24 protein-coding genes and 1 pseudogene are annotated in these 23,669 nt (G+C 73.2%); 9 read left to right on the top strand and 16 right to left on the bottom strand.

All coding sequences use genetic code 11. From position 1 onward, the window contains the following. Positions 1 to 86: 86 nt before the first annotated feature. The 3 genes from ACZ45Q_RS19845 to ACZ45Q_RS19835 all read right to left on the bottom strand — a co-directional run bounded on the left by ACZ45Q_RS19845 (position 87) and on the right by ACZ45Q_RS19835 (position 3,320). Positions 87 to 1,112, bottom strand: coding sequence for a 6-phosphofructokinase (locus ACZ45Q_RS19845; RefSeq protein ID WP_468262784.1), 1,026 nt, complete (start codon positions 1,110 to 1,112; stop codon positions 87 to 89). A gap of 217 nt (positions 1,113 to 1,329) precedes the next feature. Then, a complete protein-coding gene (locus ACZ45Q_RS19840; RefSeq protein ID WP_468262781.1) occupies positions 1,330 to 2,058 on the bottom strand; it encodes a type 1 glutamine amidotransferase in 729 nt (242 codons plus the stop codon). Positions 2,059 to 2,081: 23 nt separating this feature from the next. Continuing rightward, positions 2,082 to 3,320, bottom strand: coding sequence for a DUF1727 domain-containing protein (locus ACZ45Q_RS19835; protein WP_468262779.1), 1,239 nt, complete (start codon positions 3,318 to 3,320; stop codon positions 2,082 to 2,084). A 168-nt stretch (positions 3,321 to 3,488) separates the two neighbouring features. Here ACZ45Q_RS19835 and def point away from each other — a divergent pair, with 168 nt between their 5' ends. Further along, on the top strand, positions 3,489 to 4,037 hold the full coding sequence (def, locus tag ACZ45Q_RS19830) for a peptide deformylase (RefSeq protein WP_468262776.1): 549 nt from the start codon (positions 3,489 to 3,491) through the stop codon (positions 4,035 to 4,037). A 25-nt stretch (positions 4,038 to 4,062) separates the two neighbouring features. Here def and ACZ45Q_RS19825 read toward each other — a convergent pair whose 3' ends face one another. After that, positions 4,063 to 4,707, bottom strand: a complete 645-nt coding sequence (locus ACZ45Q_RS19825) for a TetR/AcrR family transcriptional regulator (RefSeq protein WP_468262773.1) — start codon at positions 4,705 to 4,707, stop codon at positions 4,063 to 4,065. A gap of 169 nt (positions 4,708 to 4,876) precedes the next feature. Here ACZ45Q_RS19825 and ACZ45Q_RS19820 point away from each other — a divergent pair, with 169 nt between their 5' ends. After that, positions 4,877 to 6,103 carry an acyl-CoA dehydrogenase family protein gene (locus ACZ45Q_RS19820; RefSeq protein WP_468262771.1) on the top strand — a complete coding sequence of 409 codons (1,227 nt, stop codon included), beginning with the start codon at positions 4,877 to 4,879 and terminating at the stop codon, positions 6,101 to 6,103. Between the two features lie 24 nt (positions 6,104 to 6,127). Here ACZ45Q_RS19820 and ACZ45Q_RS19815 read toward each other — a convergent pair whose 3' ends face one another. The 3 genes and pseudogenes from ACZ45Q_RS19815 to ACZ45Q_RS19805 all read right to left on the bottom strand — a co-directional run. After that, the gene (locus tag ACZ45Q_RS19815; protein WP_468262768.1) at positions 6,128 to 6,649 is read right to left on the bottom strand and encodes a cupin domain-containing protein; all 522 of its coding nucleotides are present in this window, start codon (positions 6,647 to 6,649) and stop codon (positions 6,128 to 6,130) included. 7 nt (positions 6,650 to 6,656) lie between these two features. Continuing rightward, complete coding sequence (locus tag ACZ45Q_RS19810) at positions 6,657 to 7,898, bottom strand: cytochrome P450 (protein ID WP_468262765.1); 1,242 nt, start codon at positions 7,896 to 7,898, stop codon at positions 6,657 to 6,659. Further along, positions 7,895 to 8,974: pseudogene (locus ACZ45Q_RS19805) on the bottom strand (type III polyketide synthase); the annotation flags it as partial. The gene ACZ45Q_RS19810 and the pseudogene ACZ45Q_RS19805, both read right to left, overlap by 4 nt. A gap of 176 nt (positions 8,975 to 9,150) precedes the next feature. Between ACZ45Q_RS19805 and ACZ45Q_RS19800 the strand changes: the two are divergent. Next, the gene (locus ACZ45Q_RS19800; protein ID WP_468262762.1) at positions 9,151 to 9,837 is read left to right on the top strand and encodes a thiaminase II/PqqC family protein; all 687 of its coding nucleotides are present in this window, start codon (positions 9,151 to 9,153) and stop codon (positions 9,835 to 9,837) included. Here the strand turns inward: ACZ45Q_RS19800 and ACZ45Q_RS19795 are convergent. The 5 genes from ACZ45Q_RS19795 to ACZ45Q_RS19775 all read right to left on the bottom strand — a co-directional run bounded on the left by ACZ45Q_RS19795 (position 9,825) and on the right by ACZ45Q_RS19775 (position 14,808). After that, positions 9,825 to 10,061, bottom strand: coding sequence for a DUF6213 family protein (locus ACZ45Q_RS19795; protein ID WP_468262760.1), 237 nt, complete (start codon positions 10,059 to 10,061; stop codon positions 9,825 to 9,827). The two genes, ACZ45Q_RS19800 and ACZ45Q_RS19795, sit on opposite strands and share 13 nt — an antisense overlap. A 26-nt stretch (positions 10,062 to 10,087) precedes the next feature. Next, complete coding sequence (locus tag ACZ45Q_RS19790; protein ID WP_468262757.1) at positions 10,088 to 11,473, bottom strand: NADP-dependent succinic semialdehyde dehydrogenase; 1,386 nt, start codon at positions 11,471 to 11,473, stop codon at positions 10,088 to 10,090. Between the two features lie 77 nt (positions 11,474 to 11,550). Then, positions 11,551 to 12,012, bottom strand: a complete 462-nt coding sequence (locus ACZ45Q_RS19785; protein WP_468262754.1) for an NUDIX hydrolase — start codon at positions 12,010 to 12,012, stop codon at positions 11,551 to 11,553. Then, positions 12,009 to 13,547 (bottom strand): ATP-dependent DNA ligase, encoded by a 1,539-nt coding sequence (locus ACZ45Q_RS19780; protein ID WP_468262751.1) that lies wholly within the window; start codon positions 13,545 to 13,547, stop codon positions 12,009 to 12,011. Before ACZ45Q_RS19780 ends, ACZ45Q_RS19785 begins: the two co-directional genes overlap by 4 nt. A 283-nt stretch (positions 13,548 to 13,830) precedes the next feature. Continuing rightward, positions 13,831 to 14,808 (bottom strand): NAD(P)/FAD-dependent oxidoreductase, encoded by a 978-nt coding sequence (locus ACZ45Q_RS19775; RefSeq protein WP_468262749.1) that lies wholly within the window; start codon positions 14,806 to 14,808, stop codon positions 13,831 to 13,833. Positions 14,809 to 14,885: 77 nt separating this feature from the next. Here ACZ45Q_RS19775 and ACZ45Q_RS19770 point away from each other — a divergent pair, with 77 nt between their 5' ends. The 6 genes from ACZ45Q_RS19770 to ACZ45Q_RS19745 all read left to right on the top strand — a co-directional run bounded on the left by ACZ45Q_RS19770 (position 14,886) and on the right by ACZ45Q_RS19745 (position 20,209). Continuing rightward, positions 14,886 to 15,461, top strand: coding sequence for a helix-turn-helix domain-containing protein (locus ACZ45Q_RS19770; protein WP_468262746.1), 576 nt, complete (start codon positions 14,886 to 14,888; stop codon positions 15,459 to 15,461). Positions 15,462 to 15,556: 95 nt separating this feature from the next. Beyond that, positions 15,557 to 16,528: an NADPH:quinone oxidoreductase family protein gene (locus tag ACZ45Q_RS19765; RefSeq protein WP_468262743.1), complete on the top strand. Its 972-nt coding sequence runs from the start codon at positions 15,557 to 15,559 to the stop codon at positions 16,526 to 16,528. Next, positions 16,525 to 17,724, top strand: a complete 1,200-nt coding sequence (locus tag ACZ45Q_RS19760; protein ID WP_468262740.1) for an acyl-CoA dehydrogenase family protein — start codon at positions 16,525 to 16,527, stop codon at positions 17,722 to 17,724. The genes ACZ45Q_RS19765 and ACZ45Q_RS19760 overlap by 4 nt, the downstream gene beginning before the upstream one ends. After that, positions 17,721 to 18,806 (top strand): acyl-CoA dehydrogenase family protein, encoded by a 1,086-nt coding sequence (locus tag ACZ45Q_RS19755; RefSeq protein ID WP_468262737.1) that lies wholly within the window; start codon positions 17,721 to 17,723, stop codon positions 18,804 to 18,806. The genes ACZ45Q_RS19760 and ACZ45Q_RS19755 overlap by 4 nt, the downstream gene beginning before the upstream one ends. A gap of 220 nt (positions 18,807 to 19,026) precedes the next feature. Next, positions 19,027 to 19,890, top strand: coding sequence for a phosphatidylinositol-specific phospholipase C/glycerophosphodiester phosphodiesterase family protein (locus ACZ45Q_RS19750; protein ID WP_468262734.1), 864 nt, complete (start codon positions 19,027 to 19,029; stop codon positions 19,888 to 19,890). Between the two features lie 124 nt (positions 19,891 to 20,014). Then, a complete protein-coding gene (locus ACZ45Q_RS19745) occupies positions 20,015 to 20,209 on the top strand; it encodes a hypothetical protein (protein ID WP_468262732.1) in 195 nt (64 codons plus the stop codon). Between the two features lie 20 nt (positions 20,210 to 20,229). Here ACZ45Q_RS19745 and ACZ45Q_RS19740 read toward each other — a convergent pair whose 3' ends face one another. The 4 genes from ACZ45Q_RS19740 to ACZ45Q_RS19725 all read right to left on the bottom strand — a co-directional run bounded on the left by ACZ45Q_RS19740 (position 20,230) and on the right by ACZ45Q_RS19725 (position 23,608). Beyond that, the gene (locus ACZ45Q_RS19740) at positions 20,230 to 21,450 is read right to left on the bottom strand and encodes a phosphodiester glycosidase family protein (RefSeq protein WP_468262729.1); all 1,221 of its coding nucleotides are present in this window, start codon (positions 21,448 to 21,450) and stop codon (positions 20,230 to 20,232) included. Positions 21,451 to 21,525: 75 nt separating this feature from the next. Beyond that, a complete protein-coding gene (locus tag ACZ45Q_RS19735; protein WP_468263249.1) occupies positions 21,526 to 21,894 on the bottom strand; it encodes a DUF779 domain-containing protein in 369 nt (122 codons plus the stop codon). 94 nt (positions 21,895 to 21,988) lie between these two features. Beyond that, on the bottom strand, positions 21,989 to 22,378 hold the full coding sequence (locus ACZ45Q_RS19730; RefSeq protein ID WP_468262727.1) for a luciferase domain-containing protein: 390 nt from the start codon (positions 22,376 to 22,378) through the stop codon (positions 21,989 to 21,991). A gap of 135 nt (positions 22,379 to 22,513) precedes the next feature. Next, positions 22,514 to 23,608: a lytic polysaccharide monooxygenase auxiliary activity family 9 protein gene (locus tag ACZ45Q_RS19725; RefSeq protein ID WP_468262725.1), complete on the bottom strand. Its 1,095-nt coding sequence runs from the start codon at positions 23,606 to 23,608 to the stop codon at positions 22,514 to 22,516. Between the last annotated feature and the right edge of the window lie 61 nt (positions 23,609 to 23,669).

The following is a 23,669-nucleotide window of genomic DNA, read 5'->3' as shown; positions in this document are numbered from 1 at the left end:
CTTTACGTCCGCCCCAAGACTAGAACCGCCCCCGGCGACCTTCGTCACCGGGGGCGGCACTACGCGCCCGAAGGGGGCGCGGCAACTCAGAGAACGTTCTCCGCCTCGCCGTACCGGTCCTCGGGCACCGTCTTCAACGTCTCGACGGCCTCCGCCAGGGACACCGTCACGATGTCGGTGCCCCGCAGCGCGGTCATCCGCCCGAACTCACCCCGGTGCACGGCCTCCACCGCGTGCCACCCGAACCGGGTGGCCAGCACCCGGTCGTACGCCGTCGGCGTCCCGCCGCGCTGGACGTGCCCGAGGATCACCGGCCGCGCCTCCTTGCCGAGCCGCTCCTCCAGCTCGATGGAGAGCTGCCGGGCGATACCGGCGAACCGCTCATGACCGTAGACGTCCTTGCCGCCCTCGTCGAAGGCCATGGTGCCCGGCTTGGGCTTGGCCCCCTCCGCGGCGACGACGATCGCGAACCGCTTGCCCGCCGCGAACCGCTCACCGACCTTGGCGGTCAGCTCGTCGATGTCGAAGGGCCGCTCGGGCACCACGACGGCGTGGGCGCCGGCCGCCATGCCGGAGTGCAGCGCGATCCAGCCGGTGTGGCGGCCCATGACCTCCACGATCAGCACCCGCTGGTGGGACTCGGCGGTGGTCTTCAGCCGGTCCAGCGCCTCGGTCGCCACCGTGACGGCCGTGTCGAAGCCGAACGTGACGTCCGTGACGGCGATGTCGTTGTCGATGGTCTTGGGCACGCCGACTATCGGCAGGCCGTTGTCGGACAGCAGCCGGGCCGCCTTCAGCGTGCCCTCGCCGCCGATCGGGATGATCGCGTCGAGGCCGAGTTCCCGGACATGGCCCTTGGCCCGCTGCACGCCGTCCCGCAGATGCTCGGGCCGGACCCGGGACGAGCCGAGGATGGTGCCGCCGCGGGCCAGGATGCCGCCCACCGCGTCGAGGTCGAGCTTGAGCCAGTCACACTCCAACAGGCCCTTCCAGCCGTCCCGGAAGCCGATGACCTCGTCGCCGTGGTCGGCGACGGCGCGGTGAACGACGGACCGGATGACGGCGTTCAGACCGGGGCAGTCACCGCCGGACGTGAGGACACCAATGCGCATAGCCCGATATACCTTCTCAACTGGGCACGGGGACCGGACCGCGCTGTCCGGCTCGATCCCCGCCACCCTAGCGGCATCGGGCGGCGGGTCCGAACAACGCGTCCGCCTGCTGGACGTGCCCGCTCACCTGTGCGGACGAGCCATCAGACGGGCCGCCGGCGCTCCGCTGAAGGCCCGGTGGACACCGGGTGTCAGGCAGGCCGCTGCGCAGCAGTCACTACGCAGGCTGCTGCGCAGCAGCGATGCGCTCGTTGCGGAGCGCCTCGTACCACCGGTCGTCCGTCGGCGGCAGCGCGTTCACGTCCAGGGCCAGCTTCAGCAGCAGGTCCGCGATCTGCGGGTTGCGGGCGAGCACGGGCCCGTGCATGTACGTCCCGAAGACCGTGTCGTTGTACGCGCCCTCCGTGCCGTCGCCCGTGCCGTTGCCGTTGCCGAAGCGGACCCGGGCGAACGGGCGGGCCGTCGGGCCCAGATGCGTGACGCCCTGGTGGTTCTCGAAGCCGGTCAGCGGCGGCAGGCCCAGCGGGGGGTCGATGTCGCCGAGCACGTCGCCGACGCACCGGGCGCCCTCGCCGCGTACCGACACCACGTCGAGCAGGCCGAGGCCGGGCTCGCGCTGGCCGAGGTCGTTGACGAACTCGTGCCCGAGGATCTGGTAGCCGGCGCAGACCGAGAAGACGATGGCGCCGTTCTCCACGGCCCGGTGCAGCCCTCCGTCGCGGCGCAGCCGCTCGGCCGCCAGCCGCTGCGGCCGGTCCTCGCCGCCGCCGATCAGGTAGATGTCGCCGGAGGTCGGGATGGGCTGGTCGCTGCGCACGTCGAGCCGGGCCACGTCCAGGCCCCGCTGCCGCGCCCGGCGCTCCACGACCAGGACGTTGCCCTGATCGCCGTAGGTGCTGAGCAGGTCCGGGTAGATCCAGACGACCCGCAGTTGGTTGTCGCTCACGAAAGTCCCCTGAAGTCGTGCGGTCAGTTGCCGACGCGGCGGCGCAGGTCCTGGAAGGCGGTGTAGTTGGCGATGACCTCGATCCGGCCCGGCGGGCACTGCTGCACCGCCTGGTCGAGGTTCTCGCACACCTGGAACTGCTGGTTCGCCACCTCCAGGCGCACCGCGAGGTCCAGCCTGCGGTCACCGATCACGCAGATCGGGTGGCCGGACAGCCGCGTGTAGTCGACGTCCCACAGCCAGGAGGTGTCGGTGCCGTCGGCGCTGCGCGCGTTCACCGAGAGGATCACCGGGGTCGGCGGCGGGTCGATCAGGGAGAACGTCTCCAGCCAGCCGGCCGGGTTCTTGGCCAGCAGCAGTCTGAGGTCGCGGCCCTGGAACTGCACGACGTCGTAGCGCCCGGCCACCGCCTGCACCTGGTACATGCGTTCCAGGGCGACCTGCGGCGGCACGCCGAAGACGGCTGCGACGGCGGCCGAGGAGGCGGCGTTGGCCTTGTTGGCGCGGCCCGGCAGCTGGAGGTGGATCGGCCAGGCGGAGCCGTGCGGGTCGAGGACGTGGTCGCCGGACAGCGCCCAGCTGGGGGTGGGCCGGCGGAAGCCGCACTCGCCGCAGAACCAGTCGTCGCCGGGGCGCTGCATCACACCGCCGCAGGCGGGGCAGGACCAGGCGTCGTCCTTCCACATCTGGCCGGCGGCGACCCACACGACATTGGGGGAGGAGGACGCGGCCCACACCACCAGCGGGTCGTCGCAGTTGGCGACGACGACCGCCTTGGAGCCGGCCAGACCCTCCCGCCAGTTCTCGGCGAGCATCCGGGTCTCGGCGGCGCGGTCGAGCTGGTCACGCGAGAGGTTGAGCAGCGCGATGCACTTCGGGTCGGTGTCCCGGGCGACGCCGGCGAGGTACTTCTCGTCGACCTCGATCACGCCGTAGCGGGAGTCCGAGTTCCCGGCCAGGGCCGAGGTGATGCCGGCCGGCATGTTGGCGCCGAGCGCGTTGGACACGACGGGGCCCGCCGCCCGCAGGGCCTCGGCGATCAGCCGGGTGGTGGTGGTCTTGCCGTTGGTCGCCGAGACCAGCACGACGTCCAGGTTCTGGGCGAGCCGGGCGAGGAGGTCGGGGTCGAGTTTGAGTGCGACCCGGCCGCCGATCACCGAACCGCTGCCGCGCCCCGCGGCGCGCGATGCCGCCGCGACCGCCTTGCCCGCGGTCACGGCCAGCTTGGCCCGCGGCGAAAGCGGGTCCGAGTTGCCTGCCATCAGTTCTCGATCCTCCTTGCGTACGCGCCGCGCCTGAAGCCTGTGAGGCCTGACGGCCACGTGGTGTGGACGTCAGCCTATCGAGATCCATTCGCACTCCCGAATCGCGGCACCGCCGGGCGGTCCCGCCCGACGGGCGCGGGCCGGGGTGACCGTACCCTGGCCGCCATGCGACACGGCTCGATCCCGGGCGCCCGCGGGCGCGTACGGCCCCTGACTCTGCTCGGTGACACGGTACTGCGCGAGCCGTGCCGCGAGGTCACCGACTTCGGCCCGGAACTGTCCGGTCTGGTGGAGGACTTGTTCGCCACCATGTACGCCGCTCGGGGCGTGGGCCTGGCCGCCAACCAGGTGGGGGTGCCGCTGCGGGTCTTCGTCTACGACTGCCCGGACGACGAGGACGTGCGCCATCTGGGCCACGTGGTCAATCCGCGCCTGGTCGAGACGGACGGCGTGGTCCTGCGCGGCCCGGAGGGCTGCCTGTCCCTGCCGGGCCTGGAGGCGGGGACCGAGCGCCACGACCACGCGGTGGTCGAGGGCGTGACGGTGACGGGGGAGCCGGTCACGGTCCACGGCACGGGCTTCTTCGCCCGCTGCCTCCAGCACGAGTGCGACCACCTGGAGGGCAGGGTGTACGCCGATCACCTCACCGGCTGGCGCCACCGCAGACTGATGCGGCAAGTGGCCCGGGCGCCGTGGGGCGGGGGAGCTTCCTGACCTCGAGGGCGCGGGCCGCCGGGGGTCAGAATCCCGGGCCGCCCATCCGGTCTCCGGCCGCCGCCAGCCGCCCCCACAGCAGGTCGGCGAGACTGCGCACCAACTCCTGGCGGGAACAGGGGCGTTCACCCAGCCACCAGTCCCCGGCGGCGTGCATCATGCCGACGATCCCGTGCCCCCACACCCGCGCAAGCTGCTCGCTGCCCGGTCCGAGGTCCAGCCGCTCCTCGATGACCTTGCCCAGCTCCTCGCCCATCCGGCGCAGCAGCGGCGCCGAGTGCTTGCCGACGTCGAAGCCCGGCTCGCCGGACTGGCCCCCCTCCGCCGGATGCATCAGGAACCGGTACACCTGCGGTCGTGCCTCGATGGCCGCCAGATAGGTGTCCAGCGTGGACTCCACGCGCTCCCGCCGGTCCGCCGGGGCGTCCAGGGCGGCCCGCAGCGAGTCGAGGAGGGCGTCCGTGTGCCGCTGGGCGAGCGCGGCGTACAGTCCGCCCTTGTCGCCGAAGTGCCGGTAGAGGATCGGCTTGGTGATGCCGGCCTCGGCCGCGATGGCGTTCATCGAGGCCTGCGGGCCGTCGCGCAGCACCACCCGGTCGGCGGCCTCCAGCAGCTCCCGTCGCCGGCGGTCGGCCGACCGCTGCTGATCGGTCCGCTGCGTGGTGTCCATGTGCTCTCCCCACCCGTGCTCTTTCGGTGATGCCTGCGCAAACTAGCACCCAGCATGCCCCGCCCATCGAACGGGCTGCCGACGGATCGCCGGGAGTTGACTTTTCTTACCCGCGGGTAACAGACTGCGTGTTACCGCAAGTAACACGCACGTGCACGCTGGAGGGGACATGGCCGAGTTCACCATGGAGCTCAACGACGAACAGAAGGAGGTCCGGGACTGGCTCCATGGCTTCGCCGCCGATGTCATCCGTCCCGCGGCCGCCGAATGGGACGAGCGTGAGGAGACTCCCTGGCCGGTCATCCAGGAGGCCGCCAAGGTCGGCATCTACTCCCTCGACTTCTACGCCCAGCAGTACTTCGACCCCACCGGCCTCGGCATCCCCATGGCGATGGAGGAGCTGTTCTGGGGCGACGCCGGCATCGCCCTGTCCATCGTCGGCACCGGCCTCGCCGCCGTCGGCGTCCTCGCCAACGGTACCGAGGAGCAGATCGGCACCTGGATCCCGCAGATGTACGGCGACGCGAGCGACGTCAAAGTCGCCGCCTTCTGCTCCTCCGAGCCCGACGCCGGCTCCGACGTGGCCTCCATGCGCACCCGGGCCGTGTACGACGAGGCCAAGGACGAGTGGGTGATCAACGGCACGAAGACGTGGGCCACCAACGGCGGCATCGCCAACGTCCACGTGGTCGTCGCGGTCGTCGACCCGGAGCTGGGCTCCAAGGGCCACGCCTCCTTCATCATCCCGCCGGACACCCCCGGCCTCTCCCAGGGGCAGAAGTTCAAGAAGCACGGCATCCGTGCCTCGCACACCGCCGAGGTGATCCTCGACAACGTGCGCGTGCCCGGCTCCTGCCTGCTCGGCGGCAAGGAGAAGCTGGACGAGCGCCTCGCCCGGGCCCGGGAGAGGGCGAAGAAGGGCGGGGAGCGCGTGAAGAACGCGGCGATGGCCACGTTCGAGGCCTCCCGCCCGGCCGTCGGCGCGATGGCGGTGGGCACCGCGCGCGCCGCCTACGAGGTCGCCCTCGACTACGCGCAGACGCGCGAGCAGTTCGGCCGCCCGATCATCGACAACCAGGGCGTGGCCTTCCAGCTCGCCGACATGCGGACCTCGATCGACGCGGCGCGGCTGCTGGTCTGGCGCGCCTCCTGGATGGCGATCAACGGCAGGCCCTTCACCGCGGCCGAGGGCTCGATGTCGAAGCTGTTCGCCAGCGAGACCGCGAAGAAGGTGACCGCCCAGGCCGTGCAGATCCTGGGCGGCAACGGATACACGCGGGAGTACCCGGTGGAGCGGATGCACCGGGACGCCGCCATCTACACGATCTTCGAGGGCACGAGCGAGATCCAGCGACTGGTGATCGCCCGAACGGTCTCGGGGATGGCGATCCGGTAGCCGCGGCGGCGCCGGCGGGATGGCTCACCGGTGTTTCAGCGGGGTGAGCTGTTCGATGTCGTACTTGGCCCGCAGTGCCTCGATGGCCTCGTGGTCCGGCGGGCCGCCCTCGTTCAGGATCTCCAGCAGCTCCTCGAAGTAGCGCTCGTGGTCCGGGGGCGGGGACGCCTGGAAGAACATCTTCGCCGGCGTGTCCGTCGGGTTCGCGAACGCGTGCGGGCAGCCGGGCGGCACGACGATGACCGTGCCCGGGGTGGCGCGGACCACCCGGCTGCCCGTGCGGGACTCCCACTTCTGCCAGGTGTCGGGGGTGCGGACCCGCGGCTCGAAGGCGAGCACGTCCAGCTCGCCCTCGAGCACGTAGAACAGTTCCTCGCTGCGTGTGTGCACATGGGCGCCGACGTCGAAGCCCGGCGGCACGACCACCTCGAAGGTGGACGCCATGCGCGAGTGCGTGCCGGTCACCTTGAAGGTCACGTGCTGGGCCGGCGCCTCGACGACCCGGCCGTGACCGGGTGGCACGAGCAGCCCCTCCGTCGACGTCATCGGCGGCTCACCAGGTCACCGGCAGGGCCTCGGGCCCGCGGATCAGCGCGCCCTTCTTGAAGGGCACGTCCTCGGGCGGCACCGCGAGCTTGAGGCCGGGCACCCGGTCCAGCAGGGTGTCGACCAGCAGCTCCGACTCCAGCCGGGCCAGCATGCCGCCCGGGCAGTAGTGCGGGCCGAAGCCGAAGGAGACGTGCGGGTTGGGGCTGCGGGAGAAGTCGATCGTCTCCGGGTCCGGGAAGACCTCGGGGTCGCGGTTGGCGGCCAGGTACGACACGTAGACCGCGTCGCCCGCCCGGATCCGCACGCCGCGGATCTCCACGTCCTCCAGGGCGATCCGGGACAGCCCGACCGCGTTGCGGTGCGGGATCCAGCGCAGCAGCTCGTCGATGGCCCGGGGGCGGAGTCCCGGCTCCGAGCGCAGGCGTTCGGCGAGTTCGGGCCGGGTCAGCAGGGTGTAGAACATCTGCCCGCTGTTGTTGGTGACCGCCTCGCCGCCGATCTGGAGCAGCACCGCCAGCCCGACGGCCTCCTCCAGCGTGATCTCGCCCCGGCCCACCGCCGCGCCCAGCAGCGAGGTCACGTCCTCGCCGGTGCTGTTCTCCCGCAGGCCGATCAGGTCCGCGAAGTAGGCGCTCATCTCGTGCTTGGCCTTCTCGCTGATCTCGGCGCCGTGCGAGGAGGACAGGATCAGCTGGGTCCAGGTGTGCATGCCGTGCCGGTCGGCCGCGGGGACGCCCATCAGCTCGCAGATCACCGCGATGGGGAAGGGGCTCAGGACGGCCTCGGTGAGGTCGGCGGGCGGCCCCTCCGCCAGCATCGCGTCGACCAGCTCGCCGAGCATGGCGCGGGCCCGCTCGCGCACCCGCTCCACGCCCCGGGCCGTGAAGGCCGCGGCCACCGAGCGGCGCAGCCGGGTGTGGTCCGGCGGGTCGAGGAAGCCGACCGCGCCGCGGGCCGGGATGAAGTGCGGGGCCAGTCGGGTCACCTGCCGGTCCATCACGGCCTCCCGGCCGAACCGGGGGTCGTTGGTGACCATGCGCACGTCGTCGTAGCGGGTCACCAGCCAGGCCCAGCCCTCGCCGTTGGGCAGCGAGATGCGGGTGACGGGTCCCTCGGCCATCAGCTCGCGCAGCACCGGGTCGAAGTCCGTCCCGGGCAGGTCGAGGGCCGGCCAGTCGCGCACGGGGGGTGCCGTCCCCGGTTCGGGGTCGGGCGGCGCGGCCAGTGGAATCGTTTCTTCGGTCACGTTCTCACGCCTTGTGTCTCGTCCGCGGTCACCCAGCGGCCCAGGGACATCTCCGCGGTGATGCCGGGGCCGAAGCCGGCCAGCAGTCCGCGGGCCCGGGGGTCGGGGCCGCCCTCGTCGAAGAGCCGGCGCAGCGCGTCCAGGACGACGGCGCTGGCGATGTTTCCGTACTCGGTGAGCGTCGCCCGGCTGAACCGGAACGCGTGCGGGTCGACCCTGAGGAACTTGCTCAGGTCGTCCAGGATGCGCGGTCCGCCCGCGTGGACGACGTAGAAGTCCAGGTCGGAGGCGTCCCAGCCGTGGTTTCTCGCCAGGTCCGTCAGCGCGGGGGCGAGCGGCTCCATGGTGGCCGGCACCCGCTTGTCCAGCAGGAAGTGGAAGCCGGTGGCCTTCACGTCGTACATGATCCACTCTTCGGTCTTGGGGATCAGGTACGAGCCGTTGCGCTCCAGCCGGACGCCGGTGCCGCCCTGTCCGCGGACCACCGCGGCGGCGATGCCGTCGCCGAACAGGCCGTTGGAGAGCAGGGAGCCGACGCCGATGTCGGTGGGCTGGTAGCACAGCGAGCAGAACTCGCAGGCCACGATCAGCGCGTTGGCCTCGGGATAGGCCGTGCAGAAGTCGTGGGCCCGGTTGATCGCCGCGCCGCCCGCGGCGCAGCCCAGCTGGGCTATGGGTATCTGACGCGTGGTGCTGTCGAAGCCCATCTCGTTGATCAGCCAGGCCGTGAGCGAGGGCATCATGAAGCCCGTGCACGACACGTAGATGATCACGTCGATGTCGGTGGTGAGCAGCTCCGCGTCGTCGAGCGCCCGCTGGATGACGGCCGGGACGCGTGCCTTCGCCTCGGCCTCGTAGAGCTTGTTGCGGTCCTCGAACCCGGGGTGCTTCAGGGTCTCCTCGATCGGTTGCACGATGTGCCGGGTGCGCACTCCCGTGTTCTCGATCAGCCGGAGGGCCAGCGGCAGTTGGGGGTGGTCGGCGTGGCGCTCGCGCGCCAGCTGGAGCGTCTCCTCCATCGTGATCACGTGCTCTGGAACGGACACCGAAGGTCTGCACAAAGTCGCCATGAACCGTGCCTGCTTTCGCCTCCCGGGAGGCCCTTCGCCCCCCGGTCAGAAAGTGGTTCACCTCTAGGGGTGTTCACCCCACACTCACCCGCCGGGGCGACGATCTCTCGCCGGACTACTCCGTCCCGGGGACCGTGGCAGGGTGGAGGGAGGACCCCACGGCTCGGGTGACGGAGGAAGCGATGGCGCGCACGGCTCGGGAACTGCTTCGGACGACGACCGGAAAACTGGCCCCCGATCCGCACGCCAACCGGCTGGTGCCGCTGGTGGCCCGCGGCGCCGCCCACCGGGACACGCTCGCCGCGCTGGCACTGGAGCAGCGGTGGGTGATCGCCGCCGACCGGCGTGCCTTCGAGTACCTGGCCCACCGCACCGCCGACACGCCGGGGAGCACCGCGTACTTCACCGCCCTGGCCGAGGGCGAGGCGCTGGCCGGGCAGCGGCTGGAGGCGTTCGTCGAGGCCTGCGGTGTGGACGAGACCCGGTCGGTGGCCTACGCACCGCTGCCGGGCTGCCAGGCCTACCCCGCGTACGTCGCCTGGCTGGCACTGAACGGCTCACCCGCCGAGACCGTGCTCGCGCTGCACGCCAACTTCTCCGCCTGGGGCGGCTACTGCGCGACGATCGCCGAGGCGCTGCGGCGCCACTACGGCATGGGCGACGAGGCCTGCGCCTTCTTCGACCTGTTCGCCGAACCCGACCCCGAGCTGGACCGGAAGGCGACGGCCGCCGTCCAGGAGGGGCTGGACGCGGGGTCCGTCAGCGAGCGGCTCGTGCGCCGCTACGGGGCCTTGCTGCAAAGCTACGAGCGGATGTTCTGGCACACGCTCTGGGAGCGGGACCAGGGACAGCCCGGTCAGGTCGTCTGACCGCTGCTGTGGGCGATGCACGCCACGTCGATCCGGTCGGCCAGCTTGGCCAGCTCGATGGTCAGGGCGGCCACCGTGTCCTCGTCCAGGCTCTCCTCGCCGGCCTCCACCAGACGCAGCCACCGGCCGCCCACGGTGCGCAGCAGCTTGCTCACGTCGGCCGCGGCCACCTGCAAGGTGCCGCGGTCGTCGACGATCAGAGGGAGTGTCACTTCGCGGGTCACAAAAAGGGATCGTAGCCCCGGAACGCTCACGCTCCGTGCCACACCGTGGTGATGTTGCAGAACTCGCGGATTCCGTGTCCGGACAGCTCACGCCCGTAGCCCGACCGCTTGACCCCGCCGAACGGGAACGCCGGGTGCGAGGCCGTCATCCCGTTGACGTACACGCCGCCCGCCTCGAGGTCCCGCACGAACCGGTCGACGTCCGACTCGTCGCGGGTCCAGACGTTGGAACTGAGCCCGAAGTCGGTGTCGTTGGCGATCAGCACGGCCTCGTCCAGGTCGGCGGCCCGGTACAGCGTGGCGACCGGGCCGAAGGCCTCCTCCCGGTGGATGCGCATCTCGCGGGTGATGCCGGCCAGCACGGTCGGCGGGTAGTACCAGCCCGGCCCGTCCGGGCGCTCGCCGCCGCAGAGCACGTCCGCGCCGAGGCGCACCGCGTCGTCGACCAGCTCCACCAGGTCGTTCACCCCCTGCTCGCTGGAGAGCGGACCGACCTCGGTGTCCTCCTGCATCGGGTCGCCGACCTTCAGCGCCTTCATGCCCGCGGTGAAGCGCTCGGCGAAGGCGTCGTACACGTCCGTGTGCACGATGAAGCGCTTGGCGGCGATGCACGACTGCCCGGTGTTCTGCGCCCGCGCGTTCACCGCCACCTCGGCGGCCCGGTCCAGGTCGGCCGACGGCATCACCACGAACGGATCGCTGCCGCCCAGCTCCAGCACCGTCTTCTTGATCATCTCACCGGCGGTGGAGGCCACCGCGCGGCCGGCGGGCTCGCTGCCGGTGAGGGTGGCCGCCCGGACCCGCTCGTCGCGCAGCACGTCGTCGACGGCGGCGGAGCCGATCAGCAGGGTCTGGAAGCAGCCCTCGGGAAAGCCGGCCCGGTGGAAGAGGTCCTCCAGGTACAGCGCGGTCTGCGGCACGTTCGAGGCGTGCTTGAGCAGGCCCACGTTGCCCGCCATCAGCGCGGGCGCCGCGAAGCGGACCACCTGCCACAGCGGGAAGTTCCACGGCATCACCGCGAGCACCGGGCCCAGCGGCCGGTAGCGCACCAGCACCCGCGAGGCGCCGGAGTCCTTCACGTCCGCCTCGGCGGGTTCCTCGTCGGCGAGCAGCCCGGCGGCGTGGTCGGCGTACCAGCGCATCGCCTTGGCGCACTTCGCGGCCTCCGCACGGGCCTGCTTGACCGGCTTGCCCATCTCCGTGGTGATGACCCGGCCGATCTCCTCCTGGTCCCGCTCCAGCAGCTCGGCCGCCCGGTGCATCATCCGGGCGCGCTCCTCGAACGTGGTCGTCCGGTACGTGCGGAAGGTGGCCTCGGCGAGCTGGAGCCGGCGCTCGACCTCCTCCTCGCCCATGGCCTCGTACGTCCTGACCGTCTCGCCGTTCGCCGGATTGACCGTCGCGATGGGCATGGCTGACCTCCCTGGCAGCGGGCTGTGCTCCGACCCTCGCGCGCGGCGGCGGGCACCGCAACGCGGGAGGGCGCGTCTCACGCCGAGTGCTCCGCCAACCGGTCGAGAAACGCGGACTGCGCCGTGACGATCACCTCGCGGGCCCGGTCCAGCGGCAGCCACGCCACCCGGTCCAGCTCCGGGAACTCCCGCGTCCGGCCGGACCGCGGCGGCCACTCCATCAGGAAGGTGCCGGGGTTCACGGCCGCCGGGTCGAGGTCGGCCTCCACCGCCCAGACCGTGACCAGCTTGCCGCCGGACTGGCGCACCTCGCCGAGCGGCACCGCCGCGTCCCCGGCGGGCGGCGGCACGCCCAGCTCCTCGCGGAACTCGCGCAGGGCCGCCTCCCAGGCCGGTTCGCCGGGCCCGTACTCGCCCTTCGGGACCGTCCAGGCGCCCTGGTCGCGCCGGGCGAAGAACGGGCCGCCCATATGGCCGAGCAGCACCTCGAGGCCCTGGTCGGTGCGCCGGTAGAGCAGCAGGCCCGCGCTGCGCCTCACGGGGCCGCCCCGGGGTGCGCGGCCAGCAGCGTCTCCACCGTGTCCGCGTCCTCGGGCCGCTTGTCCTCGCGGTAGCGGACCACGCGGGCGAAGCGCAGGGTGACGCCGGCCGGGTAGCGGGTGGAGCGCTGGAGACCGTCGTAGGCGATCTCGACGACCAGTTCGGGGCGGACGGTCACGCCCCAGCCGTGCTCCCGCACGGCCAGTTCGCGCAGCCGCTCGGTCTGCCAGGCCAGCATCTTGTCGGTCATGCCCTTGAAGGTCTTGCCGAGCATCGCGAAGGAGCCGTCGGCGGTGCGCGCGCCCAGATGCAGGTTGGAGAGCCTGCCGGTGCGGCGGCCGTGCCCCCACTCGGCGGCCAGGACCACCAGGTCCAGGGTGTGCACGGGCTTCACCTTCAGCCAGGACGCGCCCCGCCGGCCGGCGCTGTAGGCAGCACCGGTGCCCTTGACGACGACGCCCTCGTGGCCGCGCTCGAGCGTCTCGGCGAGGAACTCCTCGGCCGCCGGGACGCCGTCGGCCCCCGACACGAGCGTACGGCGCACCCGCATCGGCTCCGGGACCAGCCGGGCCAGCTCCGCGTGCCGCTCGGTCAGCGGCAGGTCCAGCAGGTCACGGCCGTTCACCGACAGCGCGTCGAAGAAGACGGGGGAGACGGGCACCGCCTTCGCCGCGGTGGCGACGTCGACGCGGGAGCCGACCCGCCCGGCGGTCTCCTGGAACGACCGCGGGCGCCCGCCCGCGTCGAGGGAGATCACCTCGCCGTCCAGCACGAACCGCTCGCCGGGCAGCTCCCGCACGGCCGCGGTCACCTCGGGCAGCCGGTCGGTGATGTCGTCCAGGGTGCGCGTGTACAGCCGTACGGTGTCGCCGTCGCGGTGCGCCTGGACGCGGATGCCGTCCAGTTTCTCCTCCACCGCCGCCTCGCCGAGCTTGCCCACCGCCTCCGCGACCGAGGACGCGCTGTGCGCGAGCATCGGCAGCACCGGGCGGCCCACGGTGAGCCGGAACCGCTCCAGCGCGGGCGGTCCGTCGGCGAGCAGCGCCTCGGCCACCGACTGGAGCGAGCCCGCCAGCATCACCGCCCTGCGCACGTCCGCCGCCGGCGCGCCCGTCGCCTGCGCCAGTCCCTCGACGGCCACCGCGTCCAGGGCGCCCTGGCGGACCTCGCCGGTGAGCAGGCCCAGCAGGAACCGCTGCTCGTCCTCGGTGGCCGCGCCCAGCAGGTCCCCGACCAGCCGGGAGCGCTCGGCCTGCGACCCGGTGCCGGACACCCCGGCCAGCTCCGTCAGCCGGGCGTCCACCTCGCGCACGGTGAGCGACGGCCCGGCGGCCGGTGCCACGGGGCGGCCGAGCACCTTCCAGCCGACGCCGATCCGCCCCTGCGGGAGGCGGCCCGCGAGATAGGGGATGACGATCGGCACGTCCTCCGCCTCCGCCTCCCGGAACAACTCCGCGAGCAGGGCGGTCTTCCGGGACCGCGCCGAGGTGGCGGCGACCTCCCGGGACACCTGGGCCAGCCGGGCGAGCAGCATGCAGCCATGGTGCACCGGGACGGGCGAGCTCACACCTGGCCCACCGCACCCGGGGGCCAGGTGCGCCCAGGGCGCCGGTGAGCCCGCGGGGGCGCCGAGCCTGCGGGCCGCCGCGCCTACGGGGTGCCGCGGCGTCCGGTCCTTGCGGGCTGGGGCCGGTGCAGGGGGGCCGCTCCCGCGCAGGACCGGCACGGCCGGCGCGGGGTCCCGGCCCCGAAGGGCTGGTGCGGGGTCCGTTCTCGTGCCGGGGCGGGACGGTGCCGGCCGGTCACTGGACGGGCGGTCAGTCCTTCAGGGCGGCGTCCAGGTCCGACATGATCAGGTCGCCGACGATCGCGGAAGCCGCGCGGTAGCCGCCGCTGGCCGCGTGGACGACCTGCTCGGCGAAGCCGATCGCGTTGCCCGCCGCCCACACGCCGGGCACCGTGGTCAGGCCCGTCGCATCCACGACCGGGTAGGCGCCGACCGGGGTGTCGTTCAGCTCGGCGCCCAGCCGCTGAAGCAGTCCGGTCCGCGGCACCGCGCGCGGCGCCACGAACACCACCGACCGCCCGTGCACCGACCCGTCCTTCAGCCGGACGCCGGTGACCCGGTCGTCCTCGACCACCACCTCGGCCGCCTCGCCGGGCACCACCTTCACCCCGGCCGCGGCCAGCCGGCGCAGGTCCTGGTCGGACAGCTCCGCCTCGGCGACCGTGTGCAGGAACAGCGTCACGTCTTTCGACCACCCGGAGACCATCAGCGCCTGGTGCACGCTCATCGGGCTGGTCGCGAGCACGCCGAAGGCCTCGTCGCGCACCTCCCAGCCGTGGCAGAACGGGCAGTGCAGCACGTCCCGGCCGAACCGCTCGGCGACGCCCGGCACCGCGGGCAGTTCGTCCTTCAGCCCGGTGGTGACGACCAGCCGCCGGGCCCGCGCGGTCCGCCCGGAAGCCAGCTCCACCACGAAGCCGTCGTCCTGGGCGACGTCCACCGCCCGGTCGCGGACCAGTTCGACGCCGTACCCGGCGATCTCCTCCCGGCCCAGCGCCAGGAATTCCGCCGGCGACATCCCGTCCCGGGTCAGATAGCCCTGCATGTTCGACGAGGGCGCGTTGCGCGGTTCCCCCGCGTCGACGACCAGCGTGCGCCGCCGCGCCCGGCCCAGGACCAGACCGGCGGACAGCCCGGCCGCACCGCCCCCGACCACGACCACGTCGTACCGCTCCGTGTGCTCGCTGCTCGCGCTGTTCTCGCTCCCGCTCCGGGGCTTGTCGGTCATGGTGACCACCTCCACGGAAAAGGTCGCTCAGGACTCCCGGGATTGACAAATGTGTTTGCCGGTTCTGCAATATCCGTATGACGACGGACGATGTTCTCGCGGGTGTGGGCCCCCGGCTGCGGCAGGTCAGGAAGGAGCGGGAGGTCACTCTCGCGGCCCTCTCCGAGTCGACCGGCATCTCGGTGAGCACCCTCTCGCGCCTGGAGTCCGGGCTGCGCAAGCCGAGCCTGGAGCTGCTGCTGCCGATCGCCCAGGCCCACCAGGTGCCGCTGGACGAGCTGGTCGGTGCCCCGCCGGTGGGTGATCCCCGGGTGCGCGCCAAGCCGGTCACGCGTCACGGCCGCACCTACTGGCCGCTCACCCGCCAGCCCGGCGGGCTCCAGGCGTTCAAGGTGGTGGTCCCGCAGAGCACGGAGCAGCCCGAGCCGCGCACCCACGAGGGGTACGAGTGGCTCTACGTCCTCTCCGGCAGGCTGCGGCTGGTCCTGGGTGAGCACGACGTGGTGCTCACGGCCGGCGAGGCCGCCGAGTTCGACACCCGGGTGCCGCACTGGTTCGGGTCGACGGGGGAGGGGCCGGCCGAGTTCCTCAGCCTCTTCGGGCCGCAGGGCGAGCGGATGCACGTACGGGCGCGGCCCGCCGCCCGCTCGTGACGCAGCCGACCCCCGGGAACCTGTTCCCTTCATGGCAAGCGACCGCTTAGTATGCGGTGGACCCGGTCGGACGACGCAGTCGGTGGAGGCCCCGCATGCAGGCATGGCAGGTGCACGAGAACGGCGAGCCGGGCGAGGTGATGCGCCTCGCGGACGTGGCGCCGCCGACGCCCGGCGACGGCCAGGTCCTGCTGAGGGTCCGCGCCGCGAACATCAACTTCCCCGACGCCCTGCTCTGCCGCGGGCAGTACCAGGTCAGGCCCCCGCTGCCGTTCACCCCGGGCGTGGAGATCTGCGGCGAGACCGAGGACGGCCGGCGGGTGATCGCCACCCCGGCGCTGCCCCACGGCGGCTTCGCCGAGTACGCCGTCGCCGACGCCGGCGCGCTGCTGCCCGCGCCGGACGCCCTCGACGACGCGCAGGCCGCCGCCCTGCACATCGGCTACCAGACCGGCTGGTTCGGCCTGCACCGCCGGGCCCGGCTGGAGGCCGGGGAGACGCTGCTCGTCCACGCCGCCGCCGGAGGGGTCGGCAGCGCGGCCGTGCAGCTCGGCAAGGCCGCCGGCGCCACCGTCATCGGTGTCGTCGGCGGCGCCGACAAGGCCGCCGTCGCCCGGGAGCTGGGCTGCGACGTGGTCGTCGACCGCAAGGGCGAGGACGTCGTCGCGGCCGTGAAGGAGGCCACCGGCGGACGCGGCGCCGACGTGATCTACGACCCGGTGGGCGGCGCCGCCTACGCCCAGTCCGCCAAGGCCGTCGCCTTCGAGGGCCGGATCGTGGTCGTCGGCTTCGCCAGCGGCACGATCCCCAGCCCCGCCCTGAACCACGCCCTGGTGAAGAACTACTCGATCCTCGGCCTGCACTGGGGCCTGTACAACACCAAGAACCCCGCGCTGGTGCGGCAGTGCCACGAGCAGCTCACCGAACTGGCCGCACGGGGCGCGATTCTGCCGCTGGTCAGCGAGCGCGTGCCGCTCCCGGAGGCCCCCGCCGCCGTGCAGCGGGTCGCCGACGGACTCACCACCGGCCGGGTCGCCGTCGTCCTGGAGAAGGGAGCCGCCGCATGACCGGCACGCACCGCGCGACCGACGCCGCAGAACTCCGCCGGCGCACACGGGAACTGCTGTCCGGCCACCCACCGGCCACCACCGACCGCCTGGACTTCCTCCGGGCCCGCTTCGACGCCGGACTGGCCTGGGTCCACTTCCCCGAGGGACTCGGCGGGCTCGGCGCCCCCCGCTCCCTCCAGCCCGTCGTCGACGCCGAACTCGCCGCCGCCGGCGCCCCCGACAACGACCCCCGGCGCATCGGCATCGGCCTCGGCATGGCCGCGCCGACCGTCCTCCAGTACGGAACCGAGGAGCAGAAGCGCCGCTACCTGCGCCCCCTGTGGACCGGGGAGGAGGTGTGGTGCCAGCTGTTCAGCGAGCCCGGCGCCGGCTCCGACCTCGCCGCGCTCGGCACCCGCGCCGTGCGCGACGGCGACACCTGGGTCGTCGACGGGCAGAAGGTGTGGACGTCCAGCGCGCACCTGGCCCGCTGGGCCATCCTCATCGCCCGGACCGACCCGGACGTGCCCAAGCACCGCGGTATCACCTACTTCGTCTGCGACATGACCGACCCGGGCGTCGAGGTCCGGCCGCTGCGCCAGATCACCGGCGAGGCCGAGTTCAACGAGGTCTTCCTCACCGGCGTCCGCATCCCCGACTCCCGGCGGCTCGGCGAGGTCGGCGACGGCTGGCGGGTCGCCCAGACCACCCTGAACAACGAGCGCGTGGCCATCGGCGGCATGCGGCTGCCCCGCGAGGGCGGCATGATCGGCCCCGCCGCGAGGACCTGGCGCGAACGCCCCGGACTGCGCACCCACGACCTGCACCAGAAGCTGCTGACGCTGTGGGTGGAGGCCGAGGTCGCACGGCTCACCGGCGAGCGGCTGCGCCAGCAGCTCGTGGCCGGCCACCCCGGCCCCGAGGGCGCCGGCATGAAGCTGGCGTTCGCCCGGCTGAACCAGGAGATCAGCGGGCTGGAGGTGGAACTCCGCGGCGCCGAGGGCCTGCTGTACGACGACTGGACCATGCGCCGCCCCGAGCTGGTGGACTTCACCGGCCGCGACGCCGGCTACCGCTACCTGCGCTCCAAGGGCAACAGCATCGAGGGCGGGACCAGCGAGGTCCTGCTGAACATCGTCGCCGAGCGCGTCCTCGGACTGCCCTCCGAGCCGCGCACCGACAAGGACGTCGCCTGGAAGGACCTCGCCCGATGAGTGCACAGCCGGATCTTCTGTACACCGAGGAGGAGGAGGCGCTGCGCGCCGCCGTCCGGGACCTGCTCACCGACCACTGCGACGCCTCGGGCGTGATCGCGCGCATCGAGTCGGACGCCCCGCACGACCTCTCCCTGTGGAAGAAGCTCACCGACGGCATGGGCCTGGCCGGACTGCTGGTCCCCGAGGAGCGCGGCGGCCAGGGCGCCACCCACCGCGAGGCCGCCGTCGTGCTGGAGGAACTGGGCCGGGCCGTTGCGCCCGTGCCGTACCTCAGCAGCGCCGTCGTCGCCACCGAGGCGCTGCTGGCCTGCGAGGCGGCCGGCGACCTGCTCGCCGAGCTGGCGTCGGGGCGGCGCATCGCCGCCCTCGCCGTCGGCCTGCACACCGTGCCGGGCGCGGACTTCGCCACCGCCCGGGTCCGGGACGGCGCGCTGCACGGGACGCTCACCGGCGTCGCCGACGCCGCCGTCGCCGACGTCCTGCTCGTGCCCGGGGACGACGGAGGGCTGTACGCGGTCGCCGCGGACGCCGCCACCGTGACCCCGCAGTCCTCCCTGGACCTCACCCGCCCGCTGGCCGAGGTCACCCTCGACGGGGCGCCGGGGCAGCGGCTCGGCGACGCCGGTCCCGCCGTACGACGCGCCCTGCGCGCCGGTGCCGGACTCCTCGCCTCCGAACAACTCGGCCTGGCCGACTGGTCGCTGACCGAGACCGTGCGCTACCTGAAGGAGCGCAAGCAGTTCAACCGGCCCGTCGGCGGCTTCCAGGCGCTCAAGCACCGGCTCGCCCAGCTGTGGCTGGAGGTCGTCCACCTCCGCGCCGCCGCCCGCAACGCCGCCGACGCCCTGGCGAGCGGGCAGGACACCGACGTGGCCGTGGCCGTCGCCCAGGCCTACGCGGCGCCGGTCGCCGTCCGCGCCGCCGAGGAGGCGCTGCAACTGCACGGCGGCATCGGCATGACCTGGGAACACCCTGTCCACCTGTACCTGAAGCGGGCCAAGGCCGACTCGATCGCCCACGGCACGGCGGGCGCCCACCGTGCCGCACTGGCCGAACTGGTCGACCTGCGAGCCCCCTGACGGACGACCGGCCGCACCCCGCGCGAAGCCCACCCGGCCCCCGGGTGGGCTTTTCGTGTGCGCACCGCCTCCCAAGTGAACGGACAGCGGCACTCCGGCCAACTCCCCGCACGGCACTGCTGCTTGGGCCCACAGGGACCGCATACTCTCCCCAGTCCCGAACCCCGCCCGACCGTGCGGCGCCCCACGGGTCCCGCCCGGCCCACCTGGGAGGCAGAGCATGGCCCTCACCACCCGCCGCAGAGCCCTCACCACCCTCGGCGCCGCACTCGCGGCCACGGTCGCCCTGCCCGCCGGCACCGCGCTGGCCGGCGACCGGACCCACCGCCCGCGCCCGTTGTGGCGCGCCCACGCCCACAACGACTACGAGCACCCCCGGCCCCTCCTCGACGCCCTCGACCACCGCTTCGGCAGCGTCGAGGCCGACGTCTTCCTCGTCGGCGACCAACTCCTCGTCGCCCACGACCCCGAGGACCTCGACCCGTCCCGCACCCTGGAGTCCCTCTACCTCGACCCGCTCGCCGCCCGCGTCCGCGCCCACCACGGCTCCGTCTACCGCGGCCACCGCCGCCCCCTGCAACTCCTCGTCGACCTCAAGACCGAGGGAGCCTCGACCTACCTCGAACTCGACCGGCACCTGCGCCGCTACCGCCACCTCTTCACCCGCTGCGTCAACGGCCGGGTCGTCCCCGGCGCCGTCACCGCCGTGATCTCCGGCGACCGCGCGGCCCGCGCGCCGATGGAGGCCCAGCGGGTACGCCGGGCCTTCTACGACGGCCGGCTCACCGACCTCCGCGGCCCGGCCCCGGCCTCCTTCATGCCGCTCGTCAGCGACAACTGGACACGCACCTTCACCTGGCAGGGCGTGGGCCCCTTCCCGGACGCCGAACGCCGCACGCTGCACGGCATCGTCGGCGCCGCGCACGCCCGCGGACAGCGCGTCCGCTTCTGGGCCACCCCCGACCTGCCCGGCCCCGCCCGCGACGCGGTGTGGACCGAACTGCTCGCCGCCGGGGTCGACCACCTCAACACCGACGACCTCGCCGGGCTGGAGGCGTTCCTCGACGCCCACCGCGCCGGGTAGCGCCGACGGCGGGACACCACACGTTCGGAGGACATGTCGGCCGCCCGGACCAACCCTCCGCTACGCCACACTTGCGGCCGAACGCCGCGAACCGGACGTGGCGGCGTGGCGGAGGAGGTTGACGATGGCCATTTCCATCTCTGTGGTGCTGTTGCTGGCGATCCTGGCGGTGATCTTCCTGCGCAACGGCGGGCTGAAGTTCTCGCACGCACTGGTCTGCATGCTGCTCGGCTTCTACCTGGCCAGCACCAGCATCGCCCCGACCATCCAGAGCGGCCTCACGGCGACGGCGGACATCGTCGGCAGCCTCACCCCCTGACCGGGCGCCGCCCGCACGGGTCACGGTGCCGTGAAGACCCCGATGCCGTTCGGGACGGCGCGCTCGACGCCGCCGCTCGGACGGTTGCGCACCGACACGCCGGACGCCCCCGGCTCCCGGGCGACCAGCGTCGACGACCCGCCGCCGTCCAGGCTGAACGCGTCCACCGAGCCCACCGACCGCATCACGTCGGCGACCTCGGCGACGGTCAGCCCCGTGCGGTACGCGGGCGAGCCGTCGACGGCCAGCAGCAGCACCCGCCGCCCGCCGCCCGCCACGCCGACCGCGGTGCGCACCGCGGACACGCGCGCGTCCAGGCCCGGCAGCGGCCGCCCGCCGGTGAGGACCGGATAGCCGCCGACCGCGAACCGGTACGGCGGCTGCGACGCCGGGGCCGTCAGCCGGTGGGTCACCCGCACGGCCTCGCCCGCCGACACCTTGCGCAACTGCTGGGCCCCCGCCTCCCGGCCGACCAGCACGACGGTGTCCGGGGGGATCGGCCCGGTGCCGGGGGTGTCGGAGACGGACACCACCCGCCCGGCGCGGACCGTCACCTCGTAGGTGTCGGTGCTGCACGGGGCGGCCCGGTCGGTGTCCGTGCCGCAGGTGGCGCGCACCCGGGAGGCCTCGCCCCAGTCGCCGGTGAACGCCCCGACGGAGCCCACCGCGAGCGCGTACTGGTTCAGCCCGCCCAGCGGCAGCACCGCGTCCTCGGTGACGACGGAGCCGTCGAGGGAGAGCCGCCCCAGCCGGGCCCGCCCGTCGCTGCCGACGCCGACGACGTCCTCGGTGCTCGTGCCGGGCGGCAGAGCCGGGCCGAAGCGCTGGCCGTCCGGCACCGCCGCCTTCAGCGCCCGGCCGTCCGCGACCGCCGGGCCCACGCTCGCCCCGGTCGCCGCCACGCCCGGGTGCTGGGTCTCCGTGATGTTGAAGAAGTCGCCGTTGACGCCCGCGACGGCGCCCTGCGCGTCGGCCAGACGGGAGACCGGGGCCCGCGCGGCCACCGCTCCCGGATGCAGCAGCCCGAGGCGGACGTGCGGGTCGCTCAGGTCGACGCGCAGCAGGTGCACGTGCGTGACCCCGGCCGCCGCCCGGACGTCGAAGTCCTCGTACGTCACGCCCGGCGCCACACGGACGGCCCGCTGCACGGCGCCGGCCGGTGCCGCCCCCGTCAGGGCCGCGCCGGCCAGTGCGGCGAGTGCCGTGAGGAACGCCAGTACCGATCTGTGCCGTGCCGCCACGCACACCCCTGATGTCTCGTCGACGATCCCGCGACCACCGGGCAGTGGACCAGACGGAGGCGGCCCGGGGCAGGGCTACGCGCCGACGAGCCGGGAACGGATGAGGAAACGCACCCCCTCGGGTGCCTCCAGCGAGAATCCGCTGCCCCGTCCCTCGACGACGTCCACGATGAGGCGGGTGTGGCTCCACACCTCGTACTGGCTGCGCGACATCCAGAAGGTCACCGGCTCGGGCACGCCGTCGACGTCCAGCTCCGCGAGCAGGACGTCGGAGGAGCCCGTGCGGAACTCGCCCGCCGGGTAGCACATGGGGGCGCTGCCGTCGCAGCAGCCGCCGGACTGGTGGAACATCAGCGGACCGTGCGCCGCGCGCAGCCGCCGCAGCAGCTCGGCCGCCGCGGGGGTCAGCTCGACCCTGGGCGTCTCCTCGTAGGTGTCCTCCATGCGGTCCATGCCAGCACGGAGAAGGTTGCGAGAGCGTTGCACGGGCGTGCGCGGGGGCGGCGCCCCGGGCGGAGCGGGGCGCCGCCGCCGTGGGTCACTCCTCCGGCGCGCCGTCGCGGGTCAGCACTGTGACACGGTGGAAGTTGCAGCCCGAGGCTGCGTCGGCGGCGGGCGGCGCCTGATGCTCCTTGAGCGCGACGCTCACCAGGCTCAGCAGCAGGTCGACATCGGCCTCGCAGTCCAGGTGCACGGTCACCCAGCGGGAGCCGGGCACCAGGTGGATCGCGCTGGAACCGCCCAGGTCGTAGTGGAAGCGCTGGATGATCCGACGGGTGAGGTGCAGGTCCACGTCGCGGTCGGTGTGGAAATGGGCGATCTCGCCGCCCGCGGAGCGGAGCGCCTGCCCGGTGCCGCAGCCGGCCGGCCCGGTGGTGAGGTCGGACCACGCCGCCAGCCGCTGCAGCGCGCGCTGAGCCAGTGTCATGCCCCCATCGTCGCCCGATCACCGCCCTGCAACCAGAGGTTGAGCGACTTGTAACCGGCACGTGAGGTGCGCCGGGCGGCGGAAGCGCCGTGCACGGACGGCACGGCGCTTCCCTTCACCCTGTCGGCACGCGGGTCACGGGGTGACGCAGCCGATCGTCCCCACCGGGAAGTCGTTGCCCGTGGACGTGGCCGTGAACCCGAAGGTCGTGGTGCCGTCCGGGGCGATGACCCGGTTGTGGTCCACGTTCCGTACGGTGACGGTGCCGTCGGACCCGCTGGTCAGCGAGCCGTTCCAGACGCTGCTGATCCTGGTCCCGTCGCCCGGTTTCCACTGCACCGCCCAGCCGTTGCGCGGTTCGGTCGAGTGGTTCATGACCTCGACGGAGCCCTGGAAGCCACCGTTCCAGGAGTTGACGACGTTGTAGACCGCCATGCAGGAGCCGGTGTGCGGCGGGTCCGTGGGGTCGGGCTCCGTCGGGTCCGGGGTCGGGTCCGGGCTGGGGGTGCCGCCCGAACCGCGGATGCCGGTCACCTCGCCGTTGCCGCCGTCGAAGACGATGTCGGAGCAGGAGAAGAAGTTCTCCTGGCTGTCGGAGCGCACCCACTGGATGAACAGCACCGCGTCACCGCTGCGGCCGGAGGGCAGGGCCAGGTCCCAGTAGTAGTGGCCGGCGTCGCTCCCCGGCCCGCCCTGCTGGGGCGGGTCGGTGACGGTCTGGATCAGCTCCAGGTCGTCCCAGCCCAGTTCCGAGGTGGGCGAGTAGCCGGGCTTGGAGAGGTAGACCCGGAAGTCGCCGGGATGCGCGGCCCAGTTGCTGTACCGCACCTTGATCGTCGACCCGGAGGTCAGATGGGTCCGCGGCCAGTCGGAGCGGGGCGCGTTGTAGGCGGAGAAGTCGTAGGGGGAGCGGTCGCCGGCGCTGCACAGGGTGCCGTCCGGCACATAGCCGGGGCCCCGGCCGCCGGCGTTGGAGTCGAGTACGGCGAACCAGTTGTACAGCGCCGTCGCACCGCTCTGGTTCAGCGCGTTGCGGCAGGCGGGGTTGGTCGGGTCCAGTGCGCCGGTGCCGGTGATGGCGTCCAGCTGACACAGGTAGGTGCGCGAGCCGGGCATCATCGCGACGCCGTGCGCCTCGGCCTTGCCCTGCCCGAGGACGCTCAGGCCGAGCGCGCCGAGCAGGGTGGCCAGCACCGCCGCCAGGGAGAGGAGTCTGCTGCGTCGAACCATGGGATCTCCTGTCGGATTTCTCCTGCGAAGGGAACAGCCATGACGTGGGCGGGTTGCGCTG

It is taken from the genome of Streptomyces sp. NPDC031049, assembly GCF_055571015.1.
Note: the sequence above shows the minus strand (reverse complement) of the source record. Positions and strands in the feature narration are given on the sequence as shown.

Coding starts and splice junctions, on each gene's coding strand:
- ACZ45Q_RS19845 (WP_468262784.1), bottom strand. CDS start 1,112: ATGCGCATTGGTGTCCTCACGTCCGGCGGTGACTGCCCCGGTCTGAAC.
- ACZ45Q_RS19835 (WP_468262779.1), bottom strand. CDS start 3,320: ATGGCAGGCAACTCGGACCCGCTTTCGCCGCGGGCCAAGCTGGCCGTG.
- def (WP_468262776.1), top strand. CDS start 3,489: ATGCGACACGGCTCGATCCCGGGCGCCCGCGGGCGCGTACGGCCCCTG.
- ACZ45Q_RS19825 (WP_468262773.1), bottom strand. CDS start 4,707: ATGGACACCACGCAGCGGACCGATCAGCAGCGGTCGGCCGACCGCCGG.
- ACZ45Q_RS19820 (WP_468262771.1), top strand. CDS start 4,877: ATGGCCGAGTTCACCATGGAGCTCAACGACGAACAGAAGGAGGTCCGG.
- ACZ45Q_RS19815 (WP_468262768.1), bottom strand. CDS start 6,649: ATGACGTCGACGGAGGGGCTGCTCGTGCCACCCGGTCACGGCCGGGTC.
- ACZ45Q_RS19800 (WP_468262762.1), top strand. CDS start 9,151: ATGGCGCGCACGGCTCGGGAACTGCTTCGGACGACGACCGGAAAACTG.
- ACZ45Q_RS19790 (WP_468262757.1), bottom strand. CDS start 11,473: ATGCCCATCGCGACGGTCAATCCGGCGAACGGCGAGACGGTCAGGACG.
- ACZ45Q_RS19780 (WP_468262751.1), bottom strand. CDS start 13,547: ATGCTGCTCGCCCGGCTGGCCCAGGTGTCCCGGGAGGTCGCCGCCACC.
- ACZ45Q_RS19775 (WP_468262749.1), bottom strand. CDS start 14,808: ATGACCGACAAGCCCCGGAGCGGGAGCGAGAACAGCGCGAGCAGCGAG.
- ACZ45Q_RS19770 (WP_468262746.1), top strand. CDS start 14,886: ATGACGACGGACGATGTTCTCGCGGGTGTGGGCCCCCGGCTGCGGCAG.
- ACZ45Q_RS19765 (WP_468262743.1), top strand. CDS start 15,557: ATGCAGGCATGGCAGGTGCACGAGAACGGCGAGCCGGGCGAGGTGATG.
- ACZ45Q_RS19760 (WP_468262740.1), top strand. CDS start 16,525: ATGACCGGCACGCACCGCGCGACCGACGCCGCAGAACTCCGCCGGCGC.
- ACZ45Q_RS19755 (WP_468262737.1), top strand. CDS start 17,721: ATGAGTGCACAGCCGGATCTTCTGTACACCGAGGAGGAGGAGGCGCTG.
- ACZ45Q_RS19750 (WP_468262734.1), top strand. CDS start 19,027: ATGGCCCTCACCACCCGCCGCAGAGCCCTCACCACCCTCGGCGCCGCA.
- ACZ45Q_RS19745 (WP_468262732.1), top strand. CDS start 20,015: ATGGCCATTTCCATCTCTGTGGTGCTGTTGCTGGCGATCCTGGCGGTG.
- ACZ45Q_RS19735 (WP_468263249.1), bottom strand. CDS start 21,894: ATGGAGGACACCTACGAGGAGACGCCCAGGGTCGAGCTGACCCCCGCG.
- ACZ45Q_RS19730 (WP_468262727.1), bottom strand. CDS start 22,378: ATGACACTGGCTCAGCGCGCGCTGCAGCGGCTGGCGGCGTGGTCCGAC.
- ACZ45Q_RS19725 (WP_468262725.1), bottom strand. CDS start 23,608: ATGGTTCGACGCAGCAGACTCCTCTCCCTGGCGGCGGTGCTGGCCACC.